13 protein-coding genes and 1 pseudogene are annotated in these 14,329 nt (G+C 69.2%); 10 read left to right on the plus strand and 4 right to left on the minus strand.

Features of this window, described 5'->3' with window-relative positions; translation table 11 throughout:
* Positions 1 to 53 precede the first annotated feature (53 nt).
* The 4 genes from OG852_RS47025 to OG852_RS47040 all read left to right on the plus strand — a co-directional run bounded on the left by OG852_RS47025 (position 54) and on the right by OG852_RS47040 (position 3,985).
* Positions 54 to 935 (plus strand): SDR family oxidoreductase, encoded by an 882-nt coding sequence (locus tag OG852_RS47025; RefSeq protein WP_330351192.1) that lies wholly within the window; start codon positions 54 to 56, stop codon positions 933 to 935.
* Positions 932 to 1,696 carry an SDR family NAD(P)-dependent oxidoreductase gene (locus OG852_RS47030; protein ID WP_330351193.1) on the plus strand — a complete coding sequence of 255 codons (765 nt, stop codon included), beginning with the start codon at positions 932 to 934 and terminating at the stop codon, positions 1,694 to 1,696. The genes OG852_RS47025 and OG852_RS47030 overlap by 4 nt, the downstream gene beginning before the upstream one ends.
* A 38-nt stretch (positions 1,697 to 1,734) precedes the next feature.
* Positions 1,735 to 3,417: a thiamine pyrophosphate-binding protein gene (locus tag OG852_RS47035; protein WP_330351194.1), complete on the plus strand. Its 1,683-nt coding sequence runs from the start codon at positions 1,735 to 1,737 to the stop codon at positions 3,415 to 3,417.
* 67 nt (positions 3,418 to 3,484) lie between these two features.
* A complete protein-coding gene (locus OG852_RS47040; protein WP_330351195.1) occupies positions 3,485 to 3,985 on the plus strand; it encodes a VOC family protein in 501 nt (166 codons plus the stop codon).
* 292 nt (positions 3,986 to 4,277) lie between these two features.
* Here the strand turns inward: OG852_RS47040 and OG852_RS47045 are convergent, their stop codons facing one another.
* Positions 4,278 to 5,435 carry an ABC transporter substrate-binding protein gene (locus tag OG852_RS47045; RefSeq protein ID WP_330351196.1) on the minus strand — a complete coding sequence of 386 codons (1,158 nt, stop codon included), beginning with the start codon at positions 5,433 to 5,435 and terminating at the stop codon, positions 4,278 to 4,280.
* Positions 5,436 to 5,620: 185 nt separating this feature from the next.
* Here OG852_RS47045 and OG852_RS47050 point away from each other — a divergent pair, with 185 nt between their 5' ends.
* Complete coding sequence (locus OG852_RS47050; RefSeq protein ID WP_330351197.1) at positions 5,621 to 6,490, plus strand: MarR family winged helix-turn-helix transcriptional regulator; 870 nt, start codon at positions 5,621 to 5,623, stop codon at positions 6,488 to 6,490.
* Between the two features lie 66 nt (positions 6,491 to 6,556).
* Here OG852_RS47050 and OG852_RS47055 read toward each other — a convergent pair whose 3' ends face one another.
* Positions 6,557 to 7,465 (minus strand): nuclear transport factor 2 family protein, encoded by a 909-nt coding sequence (locus OG852_RS47055; protein WP_330351198.1) that lies wholly within the window; start codon positions 7,463 to 7,465, stop codon positions 6,557 to 6,559.
* A gap of 187 nt (positions 7,466 to 7,652) precedes the next feature.
* Here OG852_RS47055 and OG852_RS47060 point away from each other — a divergent pair, with 187 nt between their 5' ends.
* From OG852_RS47060 to OG852_RS47080, 5 genes are all read left to right on the plus strand, one after another.
* Positions 7,653 to 8,111 (plus strand): MarR family winged helix-turn-helix transcriptional regulator, encoded by a 459-nt coding sequence (locus OG852_RS47060; RefSeq protein ID WP_330351199.1) that lies wholly within the window; start codon positions 7,653 to 7,655, stop codon positions 8,109 to 8,111.
* A gap of 609 nt (positions 8,112 to 8,720) precedes the next feature.
* Entirely contained in the window at positions 8,721 to 10,268 is a 1,548-nt protein-coding gene (locus OG852_RS47065; protein ID WP_330351200.1) for an ATP-binding cassette domain-containing protein, read from the plus strand.
* Positions 10,265 to 11,467, plus strand: a complete 1,203-nt coding sequence (locus tag OG852_RS47070; protein ID WP_330351201.1) for an ABC transporter substrate-binding protein — start codon at positions 10,265 to 10,267, stop codon at positions 11,465 to 11,467. Before OG852_RS47065 ends, OG852_RS47070 begins: the two co-directional genes overlap by 4 nt.
* 55 nt (positions 11,468 to 11,522) lie before the next feature.
* Positions 11,523 to 12,386: a branched-chain amino acid ABC transporter permease gene (locus OG852_RS47075; RefSeq protein WP_330351202.1), complete on the plus strand. Its 864-nt coding sequence runs from the start codon at positions 11,523 to 11,525 to the stop codon at positions 12,384 to 12,386.
* Complete coding sequence (locus tag OG852_RS47080) at positions 12,383 to 13,405, plus strand: branched-chain amino acid ABC transporter permease (protein WP_330351203.1); 1,023 nt, start codon at positions 12,383 to 12,385, stop codon at positions 13,403 to 13,405. The genes OG852_RS47075 and OG852_RS47080 overlap by 4 nt, the downstream gene beginning before the upstream one ends.
* A gap of 307 nt (positions 13,406 to 13,712) precedes the next feature.
* Here OG852_RS47080 and tnpA read toward each other — a convergent pair.
* Positions 13,713 to 14,066: pseudogene (gene tnpA / locus OG852_RS47085) on the minus strand (IS200/IS605 family transposase); the annotation flags it as partial.
* The gene (locus tag OG852_RS47090) at positions 13,984 to 14,307 is read right to left on the minus strand and encodes an ATP-binding protein (protein WP_330351205.1); all 324 of its coding nucleotides are present in this window, start codon (positions 14,305 to 14,307) and stop codon (positions 13,984 to 13,986) included. The gene OG852_RS47090 and the pseudogene tnpA, both read right to left, overlap by 83 nt.
* Positions 14,308 to 14,329: the final 22 nt, after the last annotated feature.

A 14,329-nucleotide genomic window follows, 5' to 3' on the forward strand; every position in this document is an offset into this window, starting at 1 on the left:
GCCTGAGCCGGCGCAGACACCCGCGGCCTGCCACGGGGAAAGGAAAACCCATCATGCGAGATCTGGCGGGCAAGACCGCCTTCATCACCGGCGGGGACAGCGGCATCGGCCTCGGCGTCGCGCAGGTCCTGTGCCAGGCCGGAATGAACGTGGTCATCTGCGGAGTCGTCGCGGAGACGGTCGCGAGCGCACAGCGTGAACTCGCGAGCGTCGGCAAGGCCGAGGCCATTCAGCTCGACGTACGGGACCGTGCGGCGTTCGACGCCGTCGCCGACCGTCTCGACCGCGACTACGGCGGCGTGGACGTGCTGGTCAACAACGCGGGGGTCGGATTCCTCGCACCGCTGGCCGAGGCGACCTTCGAACAGTGGGACTGGGTGCTCGACATCAACCTCACCGGCGTCTTCAACGGCATCCGGACCTTCCTGCCGCGCATGCTGGCCTCCGGCCGTCCGGGGCACATCGTCTCGACCGCGTCGATCGGAGGTCTGCTCGGCACCCCCGGGGCACTTTACGTGGCCGCGAAATTCGGTGTGGTGGGGCTGATGGAGGCGCTGGCGGCCGAACTGAGGGCCACCCCGGTGAACGTCTCCGTCCTCACGCCGGGAATCGTCCGAACCAACATCCACAAGGGACCGCCGCCCCCCGGCGAGCCACGGCAGCACGCGCCGGGCGCCGCCGCGGAGGCCGACCTGCACGAGACGGCGATGCAGCCGCGGGAGGTCGGCGAACGGGTCCTGCAGGCGATCCATGAGGAAAGGCTCTACGTGCTGACGCATGCCGAGCATCGGGAACTGCTCGCCCGGCGGTTCGACGCGATCCTCGCGTCGCTACCCACCGACCCGGGGGACCCGCGCCGAGCCGCGGTGGAGAGGACGGTCCTCGCCAACCCGGTCTACGACGAGATCCTGACCGCGACGGAGGCCGGGCGGTGACGGCGCACGACATGCACGGGTCGGTCGTGCTGGTGACCGGTGCCGGTTCGGGCATCGGAAGGGCGGCCGCGGAACTGTTCGCCGAGCGTGGTGCGGCGGTTGTCGCGGCGGACCGTTCCGAGTCCGGCGCCCACACCGTCGCCGCCATCACCGCGGCGGGCGGCAAGGCGATCTTCGTCCAGGTGGATGTCTCGGTCGAGAAAGAGGTCGAGAACATGGTCGCCGCGGCGATCGACACCTACGGCACGCTGGACGCCGCCTTCAACAACGCCGGAATCGCGCCCCCCGTGGGCCCGGTCGAACAGCTCAGCAGTGAGAGCTGGGAGCTGTCGGAGTCGGTGAACCTGCGCGGCGTATGGCTGTGCATGAAACACGAACTTGCCGTCATGGTGCCCCATGGGCACGGCGCGATCGTGAACACATCGTCGGTCGCCGGCCTGGTCGGCAACCCCGGTGGCGGCGCCGCGTATTCCGCGTTCAAGCACGGCGTCGTCGGGCTGACCAAGTCCGCGGCCGCCGAGCACGGTCGCCACGGGATCCGCGTCAACGCGATAGCCCCGGGCCTGACCCGCACCGGAATGCTGCGGCACCTGGAGGAACACGAGAACCTCGACGCCGCCGCCGTGTCGGCCGGGACTCCGCTCGGCCGTGTGGCCGGGCCGCGGGAGGTCGCCGAAGCCGCGTACTGGCTCGCTTCCCCGCGGGCGAGTTTCGTGACCGGTCATGTCCTGGCCGTCGACGGCGGCGAAACCTGCGTCTGACGTCGGGATTCCGGCGTCTGGAGAGGAAGCAGCATTCCATGACTCGTGTGTCCGGCGGCGACATCGTCGTCCGTCTCCTCCAACAGGCCGGTGTCGACCGGATGTTCGGCATCAACGGCGCGCACATCGACTCCGTCTACCAGGCCGCGCTCGACCACCGGCTGCCCATCGTGGACACGCGGCACGAGATGAACGCGGGCCACGCGGCGGAAGGCTACGCACGCGTACGCAACGCTCTCGGTGTCGCGTTGCTGACGGCCGGCGGCGGGTTCACCAACGCCGTCACGTCGATGGCCAACGCACACCTCGATCGCACTCCTGTGCTCTACCTCGCCGCGTCCGGCCCGCTGGCGGGCGACCAGACCAACACTCTGCAGGCGGGGCTGGACCAGGTGGCGATCGCGACACCCGTCACCAAGTGGGCGCACCGGGTGACGCGCGCGTCGCTGATTCCCCGCATCCTGGCTCGCGCCATCCGCACCGCGCTGTCCGCGCCACGCGGACCCGTGCTGGTGGACATCCCCTGGGACGTGCTGACCGGACAGCTCGACGAGATGCCCGACCTGACCACGGAACTCCTGCACGGCGCCGACCACGGACCGGGGCTCGCACAGGCCGGGGTGTATCAGATCCTCCGGCTGCTGGCGGAGTCCCGGCGGCCGGTGATCGTCGCGGGGTCCGAGGTACCGAGATCCGGCGCCGGCGGCGAGCTCCGGGCTTTCGCCGAGCGACTCGGCGTACCCCTGATGTCGGACTACGAGGGCCTCGGCGCGATCTCGCGCAGCCCCATGAACTTCGGCCTGGTGCAGGGGTTGTACGGCATGCCGCCCGAAGACGAACCCGACCTGGTGATCATGGCGGGACTCCGGTTCGGCCTCACCACAGCGCACGGCTCGGGCGCGCTGATACCGCGTGACGCGCGTGTGGTGCAGATCGACCCTTCCGGCGCGGAACTGGGACACCTGCAGCCGGTCACGCTGTCGGTCGCCGCCGACCCGCTCCCGGTACTCCAGGACCTCAACCGGGAACCCGTCACCGGGCGGGCCGCCGGGGCGGATCTGGTCGGCTGGCGCAACACCCTGCGTGCGCACCTGCAGCGGCGGCGCGAAGCCGTGGCCGCTCAGGTCGTCCACGACGAGCGCGTTCATCCCTACGACGCCGTACGCGCCATCGCCGCGGCGGTGCCCGATGCATCGGTGGTCGTCGCCGACGGCGCGCTCACCTACCTCTGGCTGTCGGAGACGATCTCCGAGGCACCGGTGTCCGCGTTCCTCTGCCACGGCTATCTCGGCTCCATGGGAGTCGGCATGGGCATCGCGCTGGGAGCCCAGGCAGCTGTCGAACCCGGCACGAACGTCGTTCTCGTGACCGGTGACGGGTCGGTCGGCTACAGCCTCGGCGAGTTCGACTCGATGGTGCGCGCGGGGCTCGGAGCGGTCGTCGTCGTACTCAACAACCGGGCCTGGGGCGCCACTCTGCACGCGCAGGAGATCCTGCTCGGCAAGGACCGGATCGTCAACAACCGGCTGGAGAACGGCTCCTACGCCGCCGCCGCGATCGCGCTCGGTGCGGACGGCTATCAGGTGCGCGCCCTTGATGAACTCGCGCCTGCCCTCGCCAAGGCTCTCCAGAGCGGGCGGCCGTCGTGCATCGAGGTGCATGTGAGTCTCGACCCGATCCCGCCGGAGGAACGGGTGATCATGGGCGGCAGCCCGTTCTGAGTGCACTGCCGAGGCAGATCACGCCATGCCGGCAATCCAACTGTTCAGCGACTGTGAGGGAACGCCCATGTTGTTCGACTTCGGCCAACCGACCGACGGCCTCATCCAGATGGCCTTCGTCGTCGAGGATCTCGACGCGGCGATGGCCCGGTTCAGCGACAGCTTCCGGGTCGGACCTTGGACGGTCCTGCGCGACTTCGCCGGCGAGAACCCCCGCTACCGGGGCGCACCGTCGCAGGCACGCGCACACGTGGCGCTCGGCTTCGGCGGGCACATGCAATACGAGCTCATCCAGCCCGCAGACGAGCTGCCGTCGGTCCATCGCGACGTGATCAGCCAGCGCGGGTACGGCTTCCACCACTTCGGTTATGCCTCCACCGCATTCGACGAAGCAGTGGAGGCAATGCACCGGAAGGGTTATGAAACCCTGTTCAGCGCGTCCGTCGGACCCGACTCGCGCGTCGCCTATTTCGACACCCGCGACGTCCTGCCCGGCATGACCGAGCTCATCGAGTCGAGCCCGGGTCTCAACGCGACCTTCACCGCCATGTACAAGGCATCCCTGTGAGACGACGGGCGGGCGTTCGGGGTGCGCGCCCGGGTCGCGGCCTGTGCTTCCGCCCGGTCAGCCGGCCCTGGTGAAGCTACCGTCCCTCTGCATGGTCTGGTCTCCCGCGACGGAGCTGCTTGGTGGTTGCGGGCGTGTTCAGCTGTTCGCGTCAGCCCCGTGACGGCAGGCGCCTTCGACGATGCCGGCGGCGGCCGGCCAGCCTGTCGCGAGAGCCTGGTCAAAACGGGCGCCGTGCCCGGCCGGGCCGCGGTGGCCCCGGCCGGGGACGCGTTTTCGGGAACGGGACCGTCTACTGGCCGGGGTGCAGCCCCAGCCAGCCGGGGGTGGGAGCGCCCTGGACCTCGCCGAAGTAGAGGGTGAAGGTCTGCCGCCAGCGTTCGGCCTCGGCGCGGTCGGCCATGAAGCGCGGGAATTCGTCGAGGTGGGCGTTGCGGTACTGCCAGATCGGCTTGAGCCCGCCGGTGGGGGTGACGTCGGTGCGTACGGACCAGCCGTTGACGGAGGTCTGCTGCACAGCGGATGAAATGGACCAGTTCAGGTAGAGCTTGGCGGCGGCGGGATGCTTGGCGCCGCGCAGGATCGCGGCGCGCTGGCCCCAGGACATGAACGGGTGCCCGTCCGCGACGACCCACGTGACGCCGGGGGCGAGCTGACGGGCCAGTGAGCCGAAGCCTCCGATGCCGACCTGTTTCTGCTTGCTGACGACCGCGGTGATGGGGGTGGGGGTGCCGCGGCCGAACGCGATCTTCTGGGCGGCCAGCCGGCTCAACCAGTCCCACCCGTAGGCCTGGGCATACAGCGTGTACAGGAACAGGATCGCGTCATCGTCGTTCGGGTAGGAGGAGGAGATCGCACCCTGCCAGCGCGTGTCGGCCAGCTCGTAGGGCGTGGCGGGACCCTGGGCGCCCAGGGAGGCGTCGTACATGTAGCTGAAGGCGCCGACCGCGATGGCCAGCCAGGCCCCGTCCGGGTCACGGAAGCCGTCATAGAGCTTCGAGAACCCGGCCGGCTTGTAGGGCAGCAGCGCGCCCTGCTGCTTCCATCGGGTGAAGTCCTGCAGGGTCTGCAGCTGCACCACGTCCGGGACGAGGGTGTCGGTGGCCAGTTGGTTGTCGATGCGCACGTCGTGGTACTTGCTGTAGTCGACCACCGTGGTCAGGTCGATGTCAGGGAACTGGGCCAGGAACGCCTGCTTGGTCCCGTCCTGCTGGTCGGAGGTGTCGCCGCCGGCGTAGATGACCAGTTTGCCGCCCTCGCGCCTGGCGTCCGCGTACAGCTGGTCGAGCGACTTGGTCTCCTCCTCCACGGGAGTGCCGGGGAACGGCTTAACCGTGTCTGCGCTCCCGGTGGCCGCCGCCGCGGGACCGGCGGCGATGGGGGCGACCAGTGCCGCCGCGCCGAGTGCGGCGCCCCTTCCAATTAGCCGTCGCCTGCTCAGTGAAGTCATGGGGGGCGGATCCTCTCCGTGGGAACGTCAGCCGCAGGCCCGCCGGCTCAAGCCGGCGTTGGCGTGCGGCAGAAGTTCGAATCTGCTTGAGCGTTCAAGCTGTGGTCGCTTACGCTATGCCCATCTGTTTGAAGAGTCAATCAGCATGGACTGGAGCGGGAGCGCGGGTCTCGTATTGTCGGCGTGTGACAGAGGTGGGATTGAGTAGGCGCGAGTTGCAGGTGTGGCGGCGGCTGGCGGCCGTGCTGGTCGTGCTGCCCGAAGCCGTGGAGGCGCAGCTGCAACGCGACGGTGGCCTCACGCAGTTCGGCTACGGGGTGCTGGCTGCGCTCTCCGAGGCGCCGGGACACCGCATGCGCATGAGTGAGCTGGCGCACATGGCGCGCGGCTCGCAGTCGCGACTCTCGCACATGATGGTCGGCTTGGAGCGCCGGGGGTGGGTGCGCCGCGAGCGCGCCGCCGAGGACGGGCGCGGCAACCTCGCCGTCCTGACCGAGGCGGGCTACGCGAAACTCGCCGCCCTGGCCCCTGGGCACGTGGGGACCGTGCGCAGGGCGGTCATCGACGCGCTCAGCCCCCGGCAGCTGGACGAGCTGGAAGGCATCTGCGCGGCGCTGCTGCCCTCCGCGCTCCGCGAGCGCGAGCGGATACTCGGTCGGCATGGTGGCGACGCTGCCGAACGTCCTCAAATTGATGACGTGATGTCGGCCGGCGGGCCCGACCGCCACAGCACGGCACGGCGCGAGCCCACCCCGACGGTCGCGCTCACCCGGCTGCTCGCCTGCGCGACCGACCGCGCCGACAGACGGCCGCCCCACCACGCGACCCCGGCCGCCGACCCGCCGGACCCCACCGACGGCCTCTCCCTGTTGTCCGAAGCCCGCCGTGAGATCGACCTCGCCGAGCTCGAACTCATCGACCGTGCCCGCGCCGGAGGCCAGACCTGGGAACAGATCGCCGCCGCGCTCGACATGCCCGACCGCCGCCAAGCCCAGACCCGCTACCGCCGCCTGCGCGAACGCTGGCTCCCACTCGAACCCGACCCCCGCGGCTGATCCCCGCGGCCCCCCGGCCGAACGCGGTCACGCGTGTGGGCGAACCCGAAGTGGGCGGCGTCGGGGTCAGAACATGGAGTTGTTGTTGGAGGAGGTGGAGGGCACGTTCTGGACGATGTCCCAGTGCTCCACGACCTTGCCGTTCTGCACCCGGTAGATGTCGAAGACACCCTGGGCCATGTCCGACGTGAAGGTGCCGCGGGACTGGAGCACGACCAGGTCGCCTTCGGCGATGACCCGGTAGGTGTCGGAGTGGAAGTCGGGGAAAGCCGAGAACATCCCGGAGATCCCGTCCTTGGCCGCCTGGATGCCGTTGGCGAAGCCGGGGTTGTGCTGGTAGTAGGGGGCGACGACATAGCGGTCGAACGCGGTGACGTCCTTGTCCACGAACACCTGCTTGTACATGTCCGTGACGAGTTGCTTGTTGAGCGCGGTGGGGGCGCTCGGGTCCGGCCGGCTCACCTGGGGGGAGCTGAGGGTCGAGAACATGTCGTTGCCGCTGACCGTCGTCGCCGGCACTTCCTGGATCGTGTCCCAGTGCTCGACGATCTTGCCGCCGGACAGGCGGTACAGGTCGAGGACGGAGTAGCCCCTGGTCCGCGGGTCGAGGACCAGGTTGCTGTGGACAGCGACGAGGTCGCCCTCCGCGATGACGCGCTTGACCGAGAGGTACGAGTCGGGGTGGGCCGCGTTCTGCGCGGTCAGGTAGTCGCGCAATCCTGTCGGCCCGTCGGCGATGCGGGGATCGTGCTGGGTGAAGTCCGCATCGAGGTAGGCGTCGATGGCGGACAGGTCATGCCGGTTGTACAGCCGCTGCGTGAAGTCCGTGACCAGCGCCTTGCTGCGGGAGATCTGCGACGCCTCTGCCCGGGCTGCCGTTACGGCCGGTCGGGACGCCGCCATGGCGGGTTCGCCGACGATCAGGACGGTGGACAGCGCGAGAGCGCCGGCCAGTGTCCTTGTGAGTGGTCTCATGAGTTCCTCTCTCAAGAAAGTATCTCGCTAGAAAGATATGCAGGAATCGTCTTGCTCGCAAGATTTCCTCGCGCAAGGTAAAATGCGCCGGGTGGCGCTAACCCGGCATGCTCGGAGTGCGCCACGCTGACGGAGGGAGTGAGGCGTGGGAACGTCAGGTCGCCACCTGGAGGGGCGTGGACGGACGGTGTCCGTCGACGACGAGACGCTGGTGACCTGGTGGGGGCTCATTCTGGAGGGTTTCAGTCGCGCCCATGGGCGTATCGATGCGGACCTGCGCGAGGTCGCGGATCTGCCCGGACCGTGGTTCGAAGTCCTGCTGAGGCTCTCACGGACGCCCGGCCGTGAGCTCCCGCTCACCCGCCTCGCCAAGGAAGTTGCCTTCTCCAGCGGTGGGTTCACCAAGATGACCGACCGGCTGGTTGCCAGGGGCCTGATTGAGCGGCGGCCGAGCCCCACTGATCGCCGAGTCACACTGGCCGGGCTCACCCCGCAGGGCGCGCGTGTGCTGGATCGTGCGCTCAGGGTGCACCTCGACAGTCTCCGCCGGTACGTCCTCGAACCGCTGGGGGCCGAGCGGCTCGAACAGGTGGCCGTCGGTATGAAGGAGCTGCGCGATCATGAGGGTGGGACACCTACTCTCTGATATTCCGGACCTTGATCCTGATAATCCGGACTCATCAGCCGGATGATGCCGGGTGTTCGGGCGCGGCCGCGCGGCCGCTCGTGCCCTAGGGGCTCATAGGGGTGTGGTGCGGTCGCCGCACCGCCCAGGGGCCCGGCGGCGGTATGGCGAGCGGCGCGCGCGCCGTCGCGGATAGTCCTCCCTGTGCCCACGACCAGGGTCAGACCTCGTGCGGCGGTAGGTGGGGTGCGAGTAACTTGTCGGCCTCCGGCTGCCGATCGGCGTGCGGTGCGTGCCCGGCTCGCTGTTGGCGTTCGCATTCGGCGTCATCCGTCCCGCGGTCTCGTGAGCGTCATGAGCCGTCTCAGAATGTCCCATGTTGTAGGACTAGCGTTTCGACATGGAGGACCGTACGCTTCCGGCCAGTTACGGTCAACCACTCGCCGCGTGACATCACCGGGCATTCCCGGCGCGGCGGTGAGGAGTCACGGCGTGAACAGACTGGATGCTGAAACGACCCCCCACATAGGGGGCGGTGATGCCGGTACGGCGCCCCCACCACGGGCAGAACCTCAAGGCGCGGCTTCGCCCGCAGCCCGGCCGGGTGCCTTGCCCGGAGCCCCTCTCCAGGTGCGAGGACTCGCCAAGCGTTTCGGCGGCGTAACGGCTCTCGACGGCGTCGGCCTCTCGGTGGCGTCCGGAGAGGCGGTCGCCGTCATCGGGCCCAACGGCGCGGGCAAGAGCACACTGCTGAAGCTGATCGCCGGCGTGCACCGCCCCACCGAGGGAGAGATCTGGCTGGGGGAGCGGCGGCTGGACCGGATGTCGGCGCACCGCATCACCCGCGGTGGTGTCGCGTTGGCGCATCAGGTCCCGCGGCCCTTCCACGGCCTCACTGTCCAGGAGAACGTGCGCATCGGAGCCATGGCGGGCCGGCCTCACCTGCATTCCGGTGAGATCGACGAGATCCTCGCTCTGTGCCGGCTGGACACCAAGGCGTCCCGTCCGGCCGACTCGCTGCGGGTCCTGGACCTCAAGCGGCTGGAGGTGGCCCGGGCCCTCGCCACCCGTCCCCGGGTGCTGATGTTCGACGAGGTCGCGGCCGGGCTCGTCGGCCGCGAACTGGACGAGGCCATCGACCTGATCCGCCAGGTTCACGACCGGGGAATCACCATGCTCCTGGTCGAGCACATCGAGCGGGTCGTACGGGAGCTCGTCGACCGCGTGCTGGTACTCAACTGGGGCCGGCCCCTGGCCGAGGGCACACCGGCCGAGATCGCCGCCAACGAGGAGGTGCGGGCCGTCTACCTCGGCGACGGCGACAAGACCCAGGCGCCGCCCACCCGCACCCCGGCCGCCGTCTCTACCTCCGACACCGGTGCCGTGCTCGCGTTGGATACGGTCAGTGCGGCCTACGGCGACATGGTCGCCCTGCGGGACTTCACGATGCGCGTCGATGCGGGGCAGATCGTGACCGTCCTGGGTGCCAACGGTGCCGGCAAGTCGACGCTGTGTGCCACGATCATGGGCACTGTCGAGGCGAGATCGGGTTCGGTGCACGCCTTCGGCAAGGACATCACGGGTATGCCCACCCACGACCGGGCGCGCCTGGGGATCGCGTACTGCCAGGAAGGCCGCCGCATCTTCCCCGGTCTCACCGTTGCCGAGAATCTGATGCTCGGCGCGCCGCTCGCGCTGGGCAACGACGAGGTGCGGGCCCGTATGGAGCGGGTCCATGCCATCTTCCCGGTGCTGGCCGAGCGTGCCACGCAGCAGGCCACGACCATGTCCGGCGGCCAGCAGCAGATGCTGGCCGTGGGACGCGCCCTGATGGCCGACCCACAGGTGCTGATCTGCGACGAGATCTCACTCGGCCTCGCGCCCGTGGCCATCGACGCCCTCTACGGGGCACTGGACGAGATCAACTCCCAGGGCGTCGCCATCGTACTGGTCGAACAGAACGTCAAACGAGCGCTGGGCATCGCCGACCACGCGGTCGTGCTGTCCCGCGGCCGCATCTCCTACAGCGGTGACCCGGCCGGCCTGCTCAGCGACGAGGCCCTGGACGCCGCCTACTTCGGCACCGCCGACGACAACGCCGCGAACGCCGTTCCCCTGTCCACTTCTTCTCCTCCCACTCCCACTCCGCTCAGCACCACCGAAGGAGAGTCCTCGTGACCAGACCCACCTCCCGCCGCACCCTCGCGATCAGCACCACAGCGGTCCTCGCCCTCACGGCGGGCTGTGCGGGCAACGCCTCGACGAGCAGCGGCGGCTCCGACAACGGTGACGGCCCCATCGTCATCGGGACCAGCATCCAGCTGTCCGGCGCCTTCGTGAACAAGCAGATCCGCGACGGCTACCTCCTGGCGGTGCAGCAGGTGAACGCCAAGGGCGGGCTCGAAGTGGGCGGGAAGAAGCGCAAGGTCGAGCTGAAAATCCTCGACAACCGCAGCGACACCAACACCATGGTCCAGCAGGTCCGTTCCCTGGTGCTCAGCGACCACGCCGTGGGGCTGCTGGGATCGTGCTGCCAGCAGAACATCGACATGCAGGGCCAGGCCGACGCGCTGAAGGTGCCGCTGGTGATGGGCGCCCTGCCCATCGAACTGCTGCCCAAGGGCAAGGGCTACACCTGGGACTCCTTCCAGTCACTCGCCGACGGCGCCAAGGGCTTCTACACGGTCGCCGCCGGAGCGAAGACCAACAAGAAGACGTTGATCGTCACCAGCAACGACGCCCAGGGCATCTCGGCCGGGAATATGTGGGGGACGGCCGGCAAGAAGGCCGGCTTCACCATCTCCGCCACCAAAGCCGTGCCCGCCGGCACCACGGACTTCTCCGACGTCATCAACTCCGGGAAGTCCTCGGGCTCGCAGGTGCTGATCGCCTCCATGGCCCCACAGGACTGCTTCGCCATGTGGAAGCAGATGAAGGCGCTCGCCTACAAGCCGAAGGTCGCCATCGGCCTGAACTGCGCCCAGACACCCGGCTGGGGCTCTCTCGGCAAGCTGGGCAACGGCACCCTCGTCCAGCTGAACTGGTCCAACTCGGCCGGGCTTCCGGACACCGACCTCATCGTCAGCAAGTACGGCAAGAAGTACACCAACCTCACCGACCTCGGCTCGGTCGCCCTCGGCCTGCACGAGGCGACCATCCTTCTCGACGCCATCAAGACCGCCGGAAGCACCGACCACGAGGCTGTCAACAAGGCACTGGCCAAGAGCACCACCGTCTCCGCGCAGGGCCCGGTGAAGTTCGTGGACAACAAGAGCGCCACGCCGACCTTCATCGGCCAGTGGAACAACGGCGTCATCAAGCAGGTCTGGCCTGCCAAGGGCGCGAAGCCGCTCGGCCCGCTGTCCGGGCTCAACTGAGGCCCGGCATGGACTCGATACGACACCTTGCGAGTGTGAGCGAACGGAGAAACTCGTGAGCCTCGACGTCCTGGCCGCCGGTATCCTCGCCGGCGGCCTGTACGCCCTGATCGGACTGGGTATCTCCCTGGTCTTCGGCGTCCTCGGTCTGATGAACCTGGCGCACGGCGAACTCGTCATCGGCGGCGCCTATCTTGCCTCCCTGCTCGTGGCCGGAGCCGGCTGGGACCCGCTGCTGGCCCTGCCGCTCGCCATGGCGGGCGTCGCCCTGATCGCCTACCCGCTCCAGCGGTACCTGCTCACACCGCTCCTCAAGGGGAGCAACACCGCACCGCTGGTGGGTACCTTCGGGTTGTCCCTGCTTGCCCAGGCACTTTTCCAGGGCGCTTTCGGCACCCACCCCAAGAGCCTTTCCGCCCCCTACGCCGACTCCGGCATCTCGATCCTCGGCGTACGCATCCAGACGATCTATCTGATCGCCTTCGCGCTGACCAGCCTCCTGTGCGCTGCCACCCACCTGATCCTGACCCGCACGCGCGCCGGCAGCGCGGTCAGAGCGGCTTCGGCTGACCCGGCCACGGCCGCCGTGCTCGGCATCAACGTGCCGACGGTCTACGCCATGACCTTCGCCGGCGCCGCTGCCCTGGCCGCGGCCGGCGGAGTCCTGACCGGCGTCGCCCAGAGTTTCACTCCCACCAGCGGGATGCCGTTGCTGCTGACCGGAATGGCCGTGATGGCACTGGCGGGTATCGGCAGCGTCGGCGGCGTCTTCCTCGCCGGCATCGCCCTCGGCGTCCTGCAGTCGGTCAGCGTGGGACTGTTCGGCGGCGGCATGCGCGACGTCGTCGTCTACCTCGCCTTCTTCCTCGTCCTCGCCGTACGCCCCCAAGGCCTGTTCCGAAAGGCGGCCACCGGATGAAAACCCGGCCGATACCACGAGGGAAACCGGCGGGCCTGTGGCCCGCGGCCACCCTCGCCCTGCTCACGGTCATCGCCTTCGCCCTCGCCCCGATGCTCGGCCTCGGGCAACTGGACCTGGGCGTCACCCTGCTGACGTATCTCGCGATCGCCCAGGCCTGGAACGTGCTCGCCGGCTTCAGCGGCCAGATCTCCCTCGGCGCCGCCGCCTTCATGGCGACCGGCGGCTACACCACCGCTCTCCTCCTCGTCCACACGGACCTGCCCTGGCCGGTGGCCCTGCTCGGCGCGGGCGTCGGCGCGATGCTGCTCGCCCTCCTGCTCGCCGTACCGCTCCTGCGCCTGCGCGGCGACTACTTCGCCGTGGGCACACTGGCCATCTCCATCGCCGTCCAGGCCCTCCTCAGCAACTGGAACTGGGCCGGCGGCGCCAGCGGCCTGACCCTGCCCACGGAGAGGATCCCCAGCGGCGGCAACCTGTACCAGATCGCGGTCGTCGTCGCCGCCCTGTCCATGGCCCTCACCCTCTACGTCCGCCACAGCGCCTTCGGCCTGCGCCTCGCCGCCGTACGCGACAACGAACCGGCCGCCGCCGGGCTCGGCGTCCCCGTCTACCGGCACCGGCTTGCCGCGTTGGTGCCCACCAGCGCACTCACCGGCCTGGCCGGAGCGGTGATCGCCTTCCAGTTCGTCGTCATCTCCCCGGACGGTGTGGCCAGTGTCAACTGGAGCCTGAACGCGGTCCTCATGTCCGTGGTCGGCGGCGCGGGCACGGTACTCGGACCGGTAGTCGGCGTGGGCGTCGTCTACTACGGGCTGACCCGCCTGCTCCAGGACCAGCAGACGCTGTCCCTGGTCATCGAAGGCATCCTGCTGATCCTCATCGTCCGCTTCGCCCCCCAGGGAGCCTGGCCGCTGATCTGCCGGGCGGTGCGCCTTCCGGCCGCCCGCCGCCGGGTCCCGCCGGCCGCAGCGGACACCGGCTCCGATCCCACAACCCGGACTCTGGAGCACGTATGACAGCGTACGAGGAACGCGAAGACGGACCTTCTCCTGGTCACCGTGGCGGCGGCCTGGGCTTGGCCACTGTCGAAGTGCTCGTCGCGCCGGCGCCGTGACAACGACACCCCAATGGATCGCGGGGGACGGCTGACCGCAACGTGGCTGCACTCGACTGCACTCCGCCGGTCATCCGGCGCCGAGGGGCGTCGAGGGGCGGGTGCCGGGGCCGGGCGGGCCACCGGCCAGCTCTTACCGGGGATCTTGCAGAAAGCCCTGGCGTTCACGCCGGGGATGAATGCATCTCAAGACTGCTCTGACGTGCACGTTAGAGCGGGCGTTTTTGCTGCTCGATGTACTGGCGGACGATCGCCAGTGGTGCTCCGCCGCAGGAGGCGGAGAAGTAGGAGGGCGACCACAGGTGGCCGTGCATGATGGCGCGGTTGATCCGGCCGGTGAACTCCTGCCGTATCCGGCGGGCGGAGACGCCTTTGAGGCTGTTGACCAGCTTGGAGACGGCGACCTTGGGCGGGTAGTGCACCAGGAGGTGGACGTGATCGCGCTCGCCGTTGAACTCCTTCAGCTCCGCTTCGAAGTCCTCACACACCTTGCGCATGATCTCTTCGCAGCGCGTCAGTATTGCGTTGTTGAACACTCCGCGCCGGTATCTGGTCACAAAGACAGGCGATCGTGCTCGCGATCGCCAGGCCGAGGCCGGAGCCGCCCTGGCCGCGGGAGCGGGACGGGTCCACCCGGTAGAAGCGTTCGAAGACCCGGTCGGTCACCGCCGGGTCGATCCCCGGCCGTCGCTGGCCACTTCGAGCACGCAGATCCGCGCTCCTGCGGCAGAGGCGCCCCGGAACCGCTACGGCCGGACCGGTTCCGTCCGCCGGCGCCGGCACTCGCACGCGTGGCGCACACACGCACCCGCACGGACGTTCTGGG

The sequence above is a fragment of the Streptomyces sp. NBC_00582 genome (assembly GCF_036345155.1).
Lineage (GTDB): Bacteria > Actinomycetota > Actinomycetes > Streptomycetales > Streptomycetaceae > Streptomyces.